Source organism: Lacipirellula limnantheis, assembly GCF_007746075.1.
Classification (GTDB): domain Bacteria; phylum Planctomycetota; class Planctomycetia; order Pirellulales; family Lacipirellulaceae; genus Lacipirellula; species Lacipirellula limnantheis.
The window spans coordinates 1,500,972-1,515,493 of record NZ_CP036339.1 but is presented as its reverse complement, the minus strand read 5'-3'; the positions used below and the strand labels follow the sequence as shown (position 1 = coordinate 1,515,493).

General features: G+C 62.2%; 11 protein-coding genes and 1 tRNA gene. 3 read left to right on the top strand and 9 right to left on the bottom strand.

Going from position 1 to position 14,522, the window contains the following annotated elements; all coding sequences use genetic code 11:
* Positions 1-59: 59 nt before the first annotated feature.
* Both I41_RS05800 and I41_RS05795 read right to left on the bottom strand, forming a co-directional pair.
* Positions 60-2,546 (bottom strand): YbcC family protein, encoded by a 2,487-nt coding sequence (locus I41_RS05800; protein ID WP_168206719.1) that lies wholly within the window; start codon positions 2,544-2,546, stop codon positions 60-62.
* Positions 2,547-2,551: 5 nt separating this feature from the next.
* On the bottom strand, positions 2,552-4,192 hold the full coding sequence (locus I41_RS05795) for a proton-conducting transporter transmembrane domain-containing protein (RefSeq protein ID WP_145431646.1): 1,641 nt from the start codon (positions 4,190-4,192) through the stop codon (positions 2,552-2,554).
* A 258-nt stretch (positions 4,193-4,450) separates the two neighbouring features.
* Here I41_RS05795 and I41_RS05790 point away from each other — a divergent pair, with 258 nt between their 5' ends.
* The gene (locus I41_RS05790) at positions 4,451-4,843 is read left to right on the top strand and encodes a helix-turn-helix transcriptional regulator (protein ID WP_145431645.1); all 393 of its coding nucleotides are present in this window, start codon (positions 4,451-4,453) and stop codon (positions 4,841-4,843) included.
* Positions 4,844-5,114: 271 nt separating this feature from the next.
* Here the strand turns inward: I41_RS05790 and I41_RS05785 are convergent, their stop codons facing one another.
* The gene (locus tag I41_RS05785; protein WP_145431644.1) at positions 5,115-5,363 is read right to left on the bottom strand and encodes a hypothetical protein; all 249 of its coding nucleotides are present in this window, start codon (positions 5,361-5,363) and stop codon (positions 5,115-5,117) included.
* Between the two features lie 173 nt (positions 5,364-5,536).
* On the opposite strand from I41_RS05785, the gene I41_RS05780 reads away from it, so the two are divergent.
* Entirely contained in the window at positions 5,537-6,868 is a 1,332-nt protein-coding gene (locus I41_RS05780; protein WP_210421119.1) for an ELWxxDGT repeat protein, read from the top strand.
* Between the two features lie 428 nt (positions 6,869-7,296).
* Here the strand turns inward: I41_RS05780 and I41_RS05775 are convergent.
* Together I41_RS05775 and I41_RS05770 are read right to left on the bottom strand one after the other, a co-directional pair.
* A tRNA-Lys gene (locus I41_RS05775) sits at positions 7,297-7,369 on the bottom strand.
* Between the two features lie 996 nt (positions 7,370-8,365).
* Positions 8,366-9,550 carry a DUF1570 domain-containing protein gene (locus I41_RS05770; protein ID WP_168206718.1) on the bottom strand — a complete coding sequence of 395 codons (1,185 nt, stop codon included), beginning with the start codon at positions 9,548-9,550 and terminating at the stop codon, positions 8,366-8,368.
* Positions 9,551-9,646: 96 nt separating this feature from the next.
* On the opposite strand from I41_RS05770, the gene trpC reads away from it, so the two are divergent.
* Positions 9,647-10,432, top strand: a complete 786-nt coding sequence (gene trpC / locus I41_RS05765) for an indole-3-glycerol phosphate synthase TrpC (protein ID WP_145431641.1) — start codon at positions 9,647-9,649, stop codon at positions 10,430-10,432.
* 171 nt (positions 10,433-10,603) lie between these two features.
* Here the strand turns inward: trpC and I41_RS05760 are convergent, their stop codons facing one another.
* The 4 genes from I41_RS05760 to I41_RS05745 form a co-directional block, all read right to left on the bottom strand.
* Positions 10,604-11,350, bottom strand: coding sequence for a PEP-CTERM sorting domain-containing protein (locus I41_RS05760; RefSeq protein ID WP_145431640.1), 747 nt, complete (start codon positions 11,348-11,350; stop codon positions 10,604-10,606).
* Between the two features lie 435 nt (positions 11,351-11,785).
* Positions 11,786-12,304: a response regulator gene (locus I41_RS05755; RefSeq protein WP_145431639.1), complete on the bottom strand. Its 519-nt coding sequence runs from the start codon at positions 12,302-12,304 to the stop codon at positions 11,786-11,788.
* 361 nt (positions 12,305-12,665) lie between these two features.
* Positions 12,666-12,845, bottom strand: coding sequence for a hypothetical protein (locus I41_RS05750; RefSeq protein ID WP_145431638.1), 180 nt, complete (start codon positions 12,843-12,845; stop codon positions 12,666-12,668).
* Between the two features lie 504 nt (positions 12,846-13,349).
* Positions 13,350-14,339 carry a sigma-54 interaction domain-containing protein gene (locus I41_RS05745; RefSeq protein ID WP_145431637.1) on the bottom strand — a complete coding sequence of 330 codons (990 nt, stop codon included), beginning with the start codon at positions 14,337-14,339 and terminating at the stop codon, positions 13,350-13,352.
* Positions 14,340-14,522: the final 183 nt, after the last annotated feature.

Sequence of the window (14,522 nt, the reverse complement as noted above, 5' to 3'; positions counted from 1 at the left end):
CGAACGTTGGGAAAGATGGACGGCATGCCATAGGGCCGTGGCCCAGGATCAGGGCGCCGTCAAGGCGCGTATGCTTGCCATTGACCGGCTGAGACGTAACGAAAGAACTTTCCTCGTTCCCAGGCAAGGAGCGTGATCCACTGGTTGCCGGCCAATGCTCGCAGCGTCTCGTGCTTGGCAATGACGCTCTCCAGCGCCTGCCGCGGAGCCTGAACGATGACTAATAGTCGCAGCGGTTCGTGTTGGAGGCGGCGACCGTCATGCACGGATTGCCAGGCCAGGCCCGTCATGAGATCGCCGCCGTTCCCTGCGACGACGCCGATGTTGCCCACGGCGTTGTGAATTGTCTTGTTGCCGCTGCCGAAAGCTCGATTATCGACCGTCGACGCATAGTACTGCATGTTGATCCAATTGGTGACGACCATCGGCCCGGTCATGATCGACTCAAGTGCGCGTAGCTCCGCGTCTTGGTCATGATCGTAGCTGTGCAGAAAGACGCGTCCCTTCAAGTCGATCTCCGCGGTACTCGACCGCGGGGCGATAATGAACGCCGCGTTCCCCGCCAGACCCCACTCGGGCCGCACTTCCGACCAGTCGCGGGCGCGGCGGCGCGCATCGCCGCGGATCCCGAATCGCTGCGCGCGCTCCGCCTGGACTTCGCGTGCCGCCTTTGTCGCCGTGTGACGCAGGGCGCTCAGTGCGGCAGCGTGCGTCGCGGGGACGTTGTCGCTGTCGAGCCACCGTATCTCATCCGTCGTCGTGTTGTGTACGGCCGCCAGAACGTACGAGTCGGCAGGGATTTCTATGCCCCGAGCCGCCAACGAGCGACGGACCCGAGCGTCGTTAAGAATGGCAGCCGCTGCCCGCGCATTGGCTTCGCCGGAATGTCCTCCGCAGGCCCCGCAGTCGAGCGCCGCCTTGTAGAGATTGTTCGTCGCATCGCTCTCGTGGCCGCAAACCACAACCAAGGGGGCGAAGTCACTCGTCCACCCCGTCGCACCGAGCATTCCGGCCGCGAAGTTGACTAGTTTCTCAGACTCCTCGGCCGACATACCGTCGATGACCGGGCCGAGCGCCTGGCAATGAGCGTCCGATACGCCGTCGTAACGGCCGTCGCCATTAGAAGAACGCCAACCGACGCTCGCCGCCAGCAGTTTGCCGGCATACGCCAGTCCGACCGCCTCGACGAAGGAAAAGCACGAACTGGCCGAGGACTGAAAGGCCTTCCAAACCTTCCTGCTGAGTCGCACGCTGAGGCGTCTGGAAAGAATAGCTGCCTCCGTCGGCTCGTGTCCGCCGCCAAGGCCTTCCTTGATCGAGATGCTCGGCGAAATCAGCGCCGGGCACTGGCACGGGCCCTGCCGTGCTCCCAGCGGGACGTATTCCATGGGCACGCCAAAAAAACCGGCATACCCGAACGTTTCCAGGTTTTTCGCCGCGTTCTCGAGTCGTCGGCGGATCGGTTCCGACCGCACGTCAATGCAGAAGACCATTTGCACTTCCGGACGAGCGGACCGTTTCCCAGACGCGACGTTGGCGTCAAGCAGCTCACGACAGATCGATCTGCGAAACGCGACTTCGCTCGCCGCCTGGAAGAAGTAGCGCGCCGACGCCTCGTCACCGACGGCAACTTCTTCCGACGGGGTGAAGCGCGGCAGCCAACTCTCCTTCGCTGAATGCTCAGCAAAGGCCTCGGCAAGCGCGGCGTCGTAGGCAAGTCGAGCCGCCAGCAGTCCGAGGAGATCTTCGTCCTGGACGCCGGCCATCGCTGCCGTCCGTACGCGATACTTCACGTACGCGGACCAGCCGTTGATCGACCATAGCTGCGACAGCAGAAATGCTTGCCATTGTGACGGACCAACGTCGAGCTTGCGCAGGAGCGCTTCGATCGCCTCCCGCGGTGATGCGGGAAGCTGCGCGGCGAATACTCGAAAGTCAGCGAGGCCCAGCTTCTCGATGCGACGGTCGCGGCAGGCCATTTCGCGCCACGCGGCGTAGAAAGAGAGATGCTTCCAGGGGCTGGGCCACGTTGCCTGCGTTTGATCGAAGTGTGCGGCGCAAATCTTTGAAATCTCAGCAACGACTGACGCTGACCACGACGTCCCGGCGCCGCGATCGATCGCCGCCGCGAAGGTCCAATCCCCTGGCTCCGCCTGCGGCGTCCGGCCGCTAGAATGCTGTTCGAGTCGCGTCGCCAGCTCGCTGACGCTCACCACGCCGTAGATCTCCGGATGGGCGACACGACATTCGTTTAACGCCGCCTCAAGGTCATGGTCGGCAAGGCTTCCGCGCGCCAGCGAGTCCAAGTAGTAATCGCCGGGCATCAGCAACTCTGCATCGCGCTGCCGGCGCATCGTTCGATGAACTTGCAACAGGTCAGCGTCCGACATTCCCCCCAAAGGGTTCACGGCCACGAAATCCTTGAGCGGCCAGAGTGGCACAATCGCCGCTTGCACCTCGACAAGAACCTGCTCGATGTCGGGCGCCTTGTTAGTCGGCGTCGCGGGAAAACCCTTAGCTCGCTGGGCGAGGGAAGCTGCTACCATCTCATTTATTCCTTGCCTACGTTGGAAGGGCTTGTGGGCCGGCCCAAAACGGCCTTCGTGAAGCGATGGGCCGCCAGGTCTAGATAAAAGCCGTTCAACACCTGCACATACAGCCAGCGCATCAGCCGAGTGTGCGCCCATCGACGCCTACCGGCCAGCACGCAACAAACGCCCAGGAACCCGGCGGCCAGGCCGGCCGTCAACACGTTCGCGTCGATCGAGGAGGGTGCGAGTCGATGGGAGACGCTGGCTCCCAAGATCGCATCGACCACGCGATACGAAACGAAGTACGCCACCGCGACGGCGATCGCCGCCATCGCGCCTGTCATGGCGACCTTGAGGCGGCTCGTTTGCAAAGCATTCCACACCAGCTGCGTCAGCGCGGCGACCAACACGAGCACCAACAACAGGGCGCCTGGCTTGCGATCGTCGTCGACGCCGGCAATCCAGACCCCCAGCGCTACGGCCCCGACCGCCATGGCGACGGCGAGCACGAAATTCGCCGTGGTCCGCCATGCCGTCGGTCGCGTCAGCGGTGCGCTCGAGCGGCGGGCGACCTCCTCGACCACCGATCCTGAATTGAGGAACGCAAAAGACTTGTACAGCGAATGGGCCACAATATGCAGCAGGGCCGCCGAGAACGCGCCGAGCCCGCACTGCAGCATCATGAATCCCATCTGCGAGATCGTGGAGTAAGCCAACGCGCGTTTCACGCTCGACTGCGTGATCATCACCACCGCGCCAAAGAACGCCGTGACGCCCCCCACTATTCCCAGGAGCCCCAACGCAAACTCCGAATGCGAGATCAACGGGCTCAGTCGAATCACCAGAAACCCGCCGGCGTTAATGATTCCCGCGTGCATGAACGCCGACACGGGCGTGGGGGTCTCCATCGTCTCGGGCAGCCACGTGTGCAGCGGAAACTGCGCCGATTTGGTCATCGCGCCCAACGCGAACAGCGTCGCAATGATGCTCAGGCTCCAATCGTCCGGCGCAGCATCCTGTGCGGCGGCGTTGGCCGCGGCGAAGAGCTCCGTGTATTCAAACGTGCCGTACGCGTGATACGTCCAGCCAAGCGCCAATAGCAGCAACGCGTCGCCGCACCGGCTGATGAGGAACTTTTTGCGGGCGGCCAACATCGCGGCGGGTCGGTCGGCGTAGTGAGTCAGCAGCTGGTGGAGGCCGGCGCTAGTGCAAATCCACGCCACGGTGAACATGACCAGGTTCCGGGAAATCACGAGCAAGAGCACCGCTCCCAGCGTGCAACTCAACCACTTGGTGAACCGTCCCTGGCCCGCTTCGCCGTCGAGGTACCGCCTGGAGAACTGAATGACCGTGGCGCCGAGGAAACTGATCAAAAGCAGCATCACGGCGGTGAGACTGTCGAAGTAAACGCCAAAACTCACGCCGGCCGCACGCAGGAAGGCCACGTCGATCGGCCCGCGACTCGACAGCGTCGTCGCGGCCGCAACCCCGCAGACGAATGTCGCAGCGGCCGCGCCGACGCCGAACAGGCCCGCCGCACGCGGCCGACGATTCGCCCGCGCGGCCGGCAACAGCCCGCAGGCTAGCAGTGCCAGCGGCGGGGCGGTCAACATCCAAGGAAGCGCTTCGTTCATCGATTTCACCACGGGTTCGGCAGACATACGCTATCAATAACGCGAACTTTAATATACGAACTGCAATTCGTCAATTCCGTTGCGTTAATTTATTTTCGGTCGTCCCGCCCCCTGCCGATGAGCCAAAAATGTCGGCGCATGCGACATTAACTTCGCGATTGAGAAGACGCCTATTTCTGATACGATAGGCGGGGCCTCTCGGCGGAACCTACGAGCCGGGGACCGCGCCCCGCGGCAAAAAAGCGCCGACGGTCAGCGCCCAATGGCTCCAGGCGGATCACGTTGATGCCGAAAAAATTGCCCCAGAAGCGTCGTCCGCCGGTCGGGACGGCGGTCGCGACCCCTGCCAGCAAGAAGAAAGCTGGCGTCGCCAGCCCGGCCGATTCCCTCGCCTCACGCCCGCCTTCCTGGACGTTTCTGACGAATCACGCGCACGCGATCATTCTGCTGTCGCAGGAGCCGTCAATCATTCTGCGCGAAGTCGCCGTGCGCATCGGCATCACCGAGCGGGCGGTGCAGCGCATCATCGCCGAGCTGGAAGAAGCGGGTTACATCGAAAAGCATAAGGTGGGGCGACAGAATCATTACCGCATCTTGGCGTCTCAGCCGCTGCGGCATCCCATCGAGAATCATCGCACCATCGGCGACCTCTTGGATCTCATCCGCAGGGGACGCTAATCCGCCCGGAGCCAGAGCACCACCGCGTCATTCTGAGCACTACCCTGTCATTCTGAGCGAAGTGAACAATCTATCCCGTCAATCGCTCCCGCGCTCCCGAAACCGACCCTCCGATCCAAAATACTCCCGCGGGTGGCCCAGGTTCTCCGGAAGCTTATTCAATTGCTTTCGCGAAAGGCATTAACCACGGCACAGAGACCACGGAGAAGATGTTCAAGGATGAGTTCCTTCAATCTTCCTCCGCGCTCCCTGCGCCTCTGTGGTTAAGCTGTTATCCGCGAAGCATTTCAAGAATGATGGCTGTTGAATAGGCTTCCTCCGAACCTAGGCGGTGCAGCCGCAAAACGCGTAAAGCAAGGCCGCCGTTCATTGAAGCTTCTTGGCTGCGCCCTCGGTTCAGAGAACCGAGGCGACCCGCGACCCCTAGTTCCGCGAACTTCTTCTTCCGCCGGGAGAACGTCAGTCCCGCGTCTAGGGTAATTTGCGCGAGCTGCACGTGGCGCAACGCCTTGGCGACCACGGGCTTAAATCCATCGATGTCGGGCCGTGGCCCACTGTCGGTGCGGCCGTGGTTGCTTTATCCTCACATCCTTGGTTAAATAGCGGTTAAATATACAGATGTTCCCTGGAATCGGCATTTGGGCCCTTTGGGGCTGGCGTCACAATCACGGCAATCCTTGAAAGTTGGCAACTTTGACGCCCTTTTCACACGGATCGCGCCAAACGCGGCGGCGGGAACAACGGTTGGCGACCCGCGCCGCGGTCGAGGCGGGCGCTCTGGGGTTGCGGTTCGAGGCGCTGGAACCGCGGCGGCTGCTGGTCGGCGACCTGGAACTGCTCCAGGACATTAATTCGACGCTGAGTACCAGCAGCTCGAATCCGGCTGATTTCGTTGAAGTCGGGTCGGTCACGTTTTTCACCGCGACGACGGCCACCCACGGCAGAGAGCTGTGGAAGAGCGACGGCACGGCGGCCGGCACCACGCTCGTGAAAGACATTGGCGGTTTGCCAATCGCCTTTCCCCGCTATCTAACGAACGTGGGGGGGACGCTCTATTTCAGCGCCGCTGATGGGGCGACGGGCGAAGAGCTGTGGAAGAGCGACGGCACGGCGGCCGGGACCACGCTCGTCAAAGACATCCGCGCCGGTGCTTCGTCAAGCGCCAGTCCCAGCTCTCTCACGAACGTCGGGGGGACGCTCTATTTTCGCGCCACGAACGACGCGAGGGTGGAAGAGCTGTGGAAGAGCGACGGGACCGCGGCTGGCACGTTGCCGGTGCGGCTCGCCGACAATTCGCCGCTGTATAGCCCGAGGGCGATGGCCGTCGCGGCGGATCGGCTCTTCATCACCGGCACGCGGCCCGATGTGGGCGCAGAGCTGTTTTCCCTTAGCCTGAGTGCGCCGGCCCCCGGCGATTACGACGGCGACAGTCTCGTCGACGGAGCGGATTTCCTGCTCTGGCAACGACAACTTGGTTCGCTAGCCTCGCCGCCCGGCAGCGGGGCCGACGGCAACGGCAGCGGGGACGTCGACGCCGGCGATCTGGATGCCTGGAGCGATAACTTTGGGGACCCTCCGCAGACTGTCGCTCAGGCCGCGGCCAGCGCGCTATTCGATTCGCCGCCAACCGAGCGGCAGTCTGCCCAACCAGCCGCGGTTGCCGCGGAGGTCGTGACCGACTCCCGGCCAAGCCTCCATGCGATCGAGATGGCATTCGCCGAATTTTCTGTCTACCAAGGGAGTCTTAGCGGTGAGCGGGCCGCGAGATCTGGCCGTAGGTTAAGTGCGTCGGCTCCACAGAACTTTGTTTCAAGTACCTTGGTTTGCCGGCAGTCGTCGCCGCAAGTCGATTTACCAACGAAGGCGGAGCAGCAGTTCACGCAGATAGGTCCACTGTTCGGTGGGGTGACCCTTGGCGCCGGTGAACATCGTGAAGAAGACGGCCGCCCGGACGCCGGCTTGCTGGCTACCCAGGGACACCCGTTTTTTCTTCAGACGCTCTCGGTGAAGTCGTACGCCGAGTAGGGATGATCTTTGGCGATGTAGGTCCCGCAGCGTCGCCGCGACTGCCTTCCACGCCGCCCATCAGCACGGTGGGTTCACACATTGCCGAGGAAAAGATAACTGCCGTCGCGCTGGCGCGGCTTGGCCGTTGGCCAAGCCCCCGCGATTAGCGGAACGCAGAAAGCCGGGGCGGCCTTCATGGTTGCGGGAACGCAGCTAGGGGAGATGGTTAGTCACCGTAGCGCCGATAACGACGACCAAGAAATCACGCTGAGTATGGCCGGTATTGACGCCAACAGGGCGCAGCAGTCAACGCGCGATTCGACGCGGCCGCAGGATACTGCGTGCGACGAAGGGGAGCGAGCACGTGATGCAACCAAGAAGCCTAAGGCGTTGACAGCGGTCACGTTAGGCGATGAAGGGCAAGCCGATGCGGCAGCTTGCGAAAGTGCTCCCTCATGGACTCGAACCATGAACCTACTGATTAAGAGTCAGTTGCTCTGCCAATTGAGCTAAGGGAGCGTTGCCCGCCAGTGGCGGGCAGACTCAGGATTTTACCGTTTCGACGCCCCGCCGCCAGGGGGCTGCTGTCGCCGCGACCGCCCCCCGCCGCGCCTCGCCCCCGTCCCACTCGCGCCACCGCTCCAACTTCACGCGCCGCGGCCGCCCCCAGGTCGCCCTCCTGCCCGCCACCTACCCCACCGCGCACCAAGATGAGCGCCGCCGCCCCGCCCAGGTTCACCCCGCCGGCAACCGCAGCTGCCAACCAGCATCCATTCATCCGCCCCCACAACCTGTTGCCGCTACCAGTCACCAGCCACGAGTCGCCAGCATCCGGCAACGAGCAACCAGCATCTTGCATCCCTCCCCAAAAAAATTCGCCCCACTTTTGTGTAGCTTTTGGCCACCAACTACTGAACAATCGAACACATCCAATCAGGCTTTGGCGCCAATAATCGGTGGGAGGGGTCTCTGACCCCGCAGCAGCGCCGGGCTACCACAACGGCTGGTGGTGGTGATCGAAACCGGCGTCGGAAGCGCCTCCCACAGATCATTTTTGGTGCAAAGCCCATTCAATCACGAGTCACTAGTCACCAGCAATCATCATCCAGCAACTGCTCCCGACCCCTGACCCCTGACCCCTGACTCTGACCTCTCACCTCTCACCTAATGTCACGCCGCCACGCAACGCCGCCGCTCGCACCGCCAACCAACGGCGCACGCGTTCTGTCTTGCGCTGGCGCCGGGTCAGTTCGCGCCAACGACCCGTTCCACGGTCATGCCAAAAGTTTTGTCCCCGCCGCGCGGACAAAACGCTCCGCGGGCGCTGGCTCGCTCAACCCCAACGCGGTGCAGCGGTTGCGTCACCTCTGCGGCGCGCAACCCGCGGATCAGAAGCAGTTTTGTCCCCTCCGCGGCGTTTTCGCGGCGGACAGTTCAATTGGACAAAACCAGCGGCGCCAATTTGGGCCGCGCAACCAACGCCGCAGCGGCGATGGCGCCACGCGCGACGTCGGGTCACTTCACCCGGTTCATCATCCGGTAGAAATCGTCTTCGATCGCCCCGAGGTCCTCGCCGAACGCGGCCTGGAACTCCTTCACCCGCTGACCCTTCTGATCCTCGACGAGCACTGGCTTCGCCGCGATCGCCTTCATGTACGCGGCATACTCCTTCGGCCGCGAGCGGATGAGAAAGTAGTTCCAGGCCCACGCCTGGGCGTAGGCGTCGACGGCCGTCGCGGGCGTTTGGAACAGTTTGTCGTCGGTGAGCATCCGCTCCAGCGGAATCACCTTCCCCGCGTCGTAGTTGTCGTGGAACAGATCGAAGCGGCTGTAGTTAACGTTGCCGATGCCGCTCCAGCTGCTGCTACGACTCAAGTCGGGCGTTTCGAAGAACGTCGCCATCCCCTCGGTGAGCCAAAACGGGTTGGCCACCATGCGGGTTTGCAGGCCGCAGTTGAAGGCGATCTGGTGGGTCGCTTCGTGGACGATGGTCGCCACCAACGGCTCGGCCTCGGGCTGCGACATCAGCGCGCTGATGTCGTGACGCGACCCGCGGGCCCCCTCGTTCTGCCGCAGCGCCTGCATCCCGGTGAGGTCGTACATCATGATCCGGTTGGTTTCCAGATTGTAGTACCCGATGATGTTGCTGACCGAGGCTCCGAGATCTTTCTTCGAGTAGTCGGCGTACGACGCTTGGTCCGCGAACACGAGCACCACCAGCGGCTGCTCGGGGGCCTTCACGGGCGACTTCTGCTTCTTCCAGTATGCGATGAAGGCCCGCTGCAGGCGCTCGAGCAGCGAACTGGTCCACTCGGCGTAGGTGGGGGTCGTGTTGTAACAGACGATGTAGTTCTTCGAGTTGTGAATGCGGAAGCCAGGCGGCAGCTCGGCCAGGAGCTGGGCCGAGAGCTCCTCGCGCGTGAGCGGCACGAGCGGTTCGGAGTCGCTCTTGCGGTTGAGGATCGACTTGGAGGGGAGGCGGTGGATAGCGCCGTCGGCGGTCTTCAGGAGCATGCCGCCGTCGCGCGCCTTGACGATCGGCTCGCCCGAGAGCTGCTTTTGCGGCTGGTTCGGCAAGGCGACCGTCACATGCTCCAGGGCTCGGGCCGGCGGCGCCGAGCTGGTCGCTACCAGCGCCGCCACCGCACTGGCGGCGGCAATGATCAACGCACGGCGATGGGTGAAGTAGGCGGCGGACATGGCTTCCTTCAGTGTACACAATGGCCGCGAGCGAGCCGACTCGCGTCGCCTGATTCCGCCTCGCTCACGCATAAACGACGGACTAGAATGATCGTTATGACCGACACCGTCCTGGACAGAATCGTCGCCGTGAAGCGACGCGAGATCGCCGCGGCCCGCGAGCGCGTCTCCGAAGCGGCACTGCGGCGCCAGCTGGGCACTGCCCCGCCGGTGCGGGACTTCTTCGCCGCGCTAGCGAAGCCGGGGCCGATTCGATTGATCGCCGAAGTGAAGAAAGCGAGCCCCTCCGCGGGGGTGATTCGCGCAGACTTCGACCCGGTCGCGATTGCTCGAATCTACGAACAACACGGGGCGAGCTGCCTAAGCGTGCTGACCGACGAACCACACTTCCAGGGACATTTGGATTACCTCGCCGCGGTGCGGGCGAGCGTCGGGCTGCCGGTGCTGCGGAAGGACTTTGTGCTGGACTCGTACCAGGTCGTCGAAGCCCGGGTCGCGGGTGCCGATGCGGTGCTGCTGATCGCGGAGTGCCTCGACGACTGCAACCTGCGGAAGCTCCACAACGAGATTGTGGAGCTCGGGATGACCCCGCTGGTGGAAATCTACGATCCCGAGAACCTGCCGAGGGTGCTCGAGGCGGGAGCAACGCTGATCGGCGTGAACAACCGCGATTTGCGAACGTTCAAGGTCGATCTGGAACACACGCTGCGGCTGCGGCCGGACATTCCCGGGGAGTGCGTCATGGTCAGCGAGAGCGGCGTCAAGTCGAATGCCGACGTCGCTCGGCTCGAAGCGGCCGGCGTCGATGCGATTCTCGTCGGCGAATCGCTGATGCGCGAGCCCGATATCGGGAACGCCGTCGATCGCTTGCTCGGACGCTAAATCGTAATTGAGATAAGTAAGTCAACGCGGCGCATGAAGAAACGGCAGGGACGACGAATCGTCCCTGCCGCTTGAGTCCGCTCAGCGGTTCATTCACCGCCAGTCGGGCGATCTCGCATTCGCGCGACCGGGGTTCACGCAATCCATGGCGCTGTCGCGTGGTGGCGACAACTAGCTGCGACGGCGGCTGATTGCCACCATCGCCAAGCCGCCCATCCCAGCCAGGGCCAACGTCATCGGCTCTGGAACCAGCGTCTGAGAGAACGACTGATCAATCACCGTTGCACGGGCCGGGAGGAATCCGCCGGCAGCGGCGCTGGCGAAGATGTCCTTTGTCACATTCAGCTTGGTGACCGGCGTCATGAAGATCGTCGAGTCGCTCAGCTGGGAGTTCGTGCCCGGGCCGATCGTGGAGATGTAGGCATTGAGCGTCTCGTTCTTGCCGAGGAACGTCTCGTCGACCGTCAAGAACGATTCATCGCCGACGCCGGCGCCGCCGACGAAGAGGTGGGCGTCGGAAATTTGCCAGCCGGCTTCGGCCGCTTCGGCATCGACTTCAACCGTGAAGCGAATCAATGCATCGGAGAAGGCGCCGCCTGGGAGATCCACGAACGTGCCATGAAAGCTCACGCCCCAGTTGCCGTCGGGATCCTTGAAACCGAGGACCAGCACGTCGCTCGGCACCGGCATGTCGCCGATCCGCGAATACGAGAAGCCGGTGAAGACCTTGTCGCCGACGATGATGCCGCCGGCGGGGTCGTTCTGCAGAGCAGCGAGACTCACCGAACCAACGGAGTTCACCGCATTGCCAACGGGCGTCAAATCGATGAGGGCTGCCTGCACCGTGGAAGCGGTGAGGCAGACGGCCATCGCCAGGGCGAGGGCCGACGAAACGGCTCTAGTAGCAGGTCGAAGCATTGTGGGTCATCCTTTGCGAGTGTTTTGCCGTCGTCGACCAGGACTGCGTGCTGCATCAAATTGCTTTGATTACGGCCCTAATAAACTTCAGCTGAGCGGAGAATCTCTAGTATCGAAAAAATGTCGCTGCACGAATCTCTCAGTTGGATTGGAACTGGTTCCAATCACATTCCTCTCGGCGGCGCGCTCACCCCCTGAAAATCGTTGGCACGAATCAGGTCGCGTAGCACGCCGACTACCAAGCACTTCTCTTATTGGTTCGTTGGTGAATGCCGCCGACGGTCCCGGCCCGCTTGCGACGGGCCTTACTTGATCGGCTGGTGGCCTGCGCTCGTTGACCTCGCCGTACGGGGGCCTGACGACCGAGGGACTGCTCGCCGTCGTGGGTTAGTTCATCGATTGCTACAGATTTGGACATCGTTCACTCTCGTTGCACTACTCATTCGCAAAAATCGAATCGCAACTCAATCCCTCAGGAGCCAAGAGCTCACGACGGTCGACCGCATGGCGAGCTTCTTCCAAGAGAAGCTCGAACCCGCGCAACGTCTTCGCTTCGCAAAGATAAGCCCAAGCGCCCAGTTGACGCGCCCAGATTTCCTCTGACTCATCCGCACCAGCCCCAACGACAAGCATCAAGGAACTGGTGATCTCTTTGGTTCGTTCCACGACTCCTTTGAACTCGCTGTACGCCGAACTCGACGAGTCGGGCATATCAACGACGATCAAGGGAACGCTTCTTTTAAAGGCCGTCCGGAGGAACTCGCCCGCGTCGCGGCAGACGATTGCCTCCCATGCTTGAGCCTCGGCGGCAGTGCGAATGAGACGGCGGCGACGAGCCGATAGCGACACGACCATACAGCGCAGGAGCTGCGGCGGCGCGGTGCGCGCCACAACTCTTGCCGTCTCGTCCCGCAGGTCGAGAACAGCGGTCGGTGTCCCATTCACAGTTGCCATGCTAAGGCGTTACTCCGGGCATGCCGTCGACGCCGCTGCGCTTCACGACATAGGTGTCCAACAATCGCCGTCAGCCATGCTCGATCGACGCTCGCGGCCCAATTGCCGCTCAGCCCGCCATGATCGAACTTCTCTCACTTCGCGGTCGCTCAAGACCGCCAAATCACATCCAACCCTTCACGCAGAGCGCTCCAAGACGACATTTCATTCGCCCTGAATCGGCGGAAACCCGCTGGCCCGCGGCCATACTCAAAGCAGGCCAGTTTCCGCAGGCGCACACCCAACGCCGCCAACCTTGCTAGCTTGAAAGAAAAACCGACGCGGCGCAGCACTTCCGCTGCGGCGTTCGGGAACTTTCAAACTACCAAGCCATCTTTCGATTACGGCGGCGATGAATGCCGTTAATGGACTGCGGCGCCTTTCCACGGCGACGAGCATGACTCGGCTTATTCCGCTTCGACAGCTTCAACTCAGAAGCCCGACGGAAGTTGTCGGTACCGTAATCCATTTCAGCCTGCTCGTAGTTTTGGATGTGGCTCATTTGCTTCCCCTTGTCACGCTAGACGCCTCTCGATCGTCAACGACAGCGACGAACCGATCAGCGAAAATAAGATGCACCGAAATCCGACGATTGCATCGACTCTGCCGACGCCACCGCGGGTCGCATTCTTATAGCGAGAAGCATGCCACAAGCCGCAGCCGGGGCCGCGATGGACGTAAATGACTGCGACACAGCAGTTTATCAACGCCTCGACGATATTCGTGCCGGGCTTCGAGAATCACCAGAACAGTGAGACGACGACGCGAAAAAGGAAAAATCGATCGTGTTTTGTCGAGCGAAGTCGTCGATTCACCAAAAAGAGGAGGTCTCACCACAATGGTGATGCGAATAGCGCCATGTCGTGCGCCAGGGCGGTCTGCTAGCATCTGCCGGCAACTCACGCCGAGGGCTCGGCCATCACAGATCGCGTGACGATCGTCAACGCGATCATGCGGCGCAGCGGTGCGCGCAGAATCCGACTGATTGCCGCACAGTTGCAGAGAACTACGCGACTTCGTCGCTAGCGGCGCTATCAGCGCCGATCTGTGAAAGCAAACGCGTCATCGTATTGGGATGAATGCCCAGGAGTTTTGCGGCGCGGCCCTTATGGCCGCCAGCCGTCCGTAGCGCCTGCTCGACCGCGACCTGCCGCAGCCGGCCTAGATCCGTATAGGGCAAATCTCGGGACTCCGCACGCGCCGCCCCCTTGCCTGGCAGACTGGGCTCGCACTGCAGAACATAGCTTTGCTCCAGGACAAAGCTCAACTGACGGATGTTGCCTGGCCACTGATATTCGCAGAACGCCCGCAGAGCGTCTTCGTCGGGTCGCCATACTGGCTGACCATAGCGTTTGGCGTACTTCTGCGAGAAATATTCGATGAACAGCGGAATGTCCGCAGTGCGGTCGCGCAGCGGAGGCATCCGAAGTTCGACAAGGTTGAGTCGATAGTAGAGGTCTTCTCGGAAGCGGCCTTCGGCCACTTCCTGTTCAAGCCGGCGATTGGTGGCGGCGATAATTTGGACGTCGACCTTCACCGGATGCGACGAGCCGACCGGCGTGACTTCGCCTTCCTGCAGCACGCGCAGCAACTTGGGCTGCAGCTCGAGCGGCATATCGCCGACTTCGTCGAGGAAGACAATGCCTTTATCGCCCGCGCGGAAGACGCCGAGGCTCGCCCCGGCGGCGCCGGTGAATGCTCCGCGCTCGTGCCCGAACAACTGACTTTCCGCCAAGGTGGGCGTCAGTGCGGCGCAGTTAACGGGAATAAAAGGCTGCTCGCGACGAGCGCCAACGCGGTGAAGAAGACGAGCCCAAACCTCTTTGCCCGTGCCGGTTTCACCGGTGAGAAGGACCGTGCAGCCCACCTGAGCCGCCCGTTCAGCGTGATGCGCCACCCGCTTCACAGCGGTGTCGCGTCCAATTACCAAGCTAGCCGGATCGTCTGGGGGAAGAGTTTCCAGCGAAGCCAGCGAATGCAAAGCCACAGATGCCATCTTTTGTCTGCTCCGCGGCAGATCGAGGTCGATCCGCCGTTGTTCCTAGCTACTCCTCATCTTGCTCGCGTCCGGCGATGCGGATGAGTCGTAGACTTCTCTAAATCACTAGCGGCCCTACTGGTTAAGCAAGAAATCAGAAACGGCAAACCGCGCAGGATGCAGAAACCGTGCAGCCGTGCG

Coding starts and splice junctions, on each gene's coding strand:
- I41_RS05800 (WP_168206719.1), bottom strand. CDS start 2,546: ATGGTAGCAGCTTCCCTCGCCCAGCGAGCTAAGGGTTTTCCCGCGACG.
- I41_RS05795 (WP_145431646.1), bottom strand. CDS start 4,192: ATGTCTGCCGAACCCGTGGTGAAATCGATGAACGAAGCGCTTCCTTGG.
- I41_RS05790 (WP_145431645.1), top strand. CDS start 4,451: ATGCCGAAAAAATTGCCCCAGAAGCGTCGTCCGCCGGTCGGGACGGCG.
- I41_RS05770 (WP_168206718.1), bottom strand. CDS start 9,550: ATGTCCGCCGCCTACTTCACCCATCGCCGTGCGTTGATCATTGCCGCC.
- trpC (WP_145431641.1), top strand. CDS start 9,647: ATGACCGACACCGTCCTGGACAGAATCGTCGCCGTGAAGCGACGCGAG.
- I41_RS05760 (WP_145431640.1), bottom strand. CDS start 11,350: ATGCTTCGACCTGCTACTAGAGCCGTTTCGTCGGCCCTCGCCCTGGCG.
- I41_RS05755 (WP_145431639.1), bottom strand. CDS start 12,304: ATGGCAACTGTGAATGGGACACCGACCGCTGTTCTCGACCTGCGGGAC.
- I41_RS05750 (WP_145431638.1), bottom strand. CDS start 12,845: ATGAGCCACATCCAAAACTACGAGCAGGCTGAAATGGATTACGGTACC.
- I41_RS05745 (WP_145431637.1), bottom strand. CDS start 14,339: ATGGCATCTGTGGCTTTGCATTCGCTGGCTTCGCTGGAAACTCTTCCC.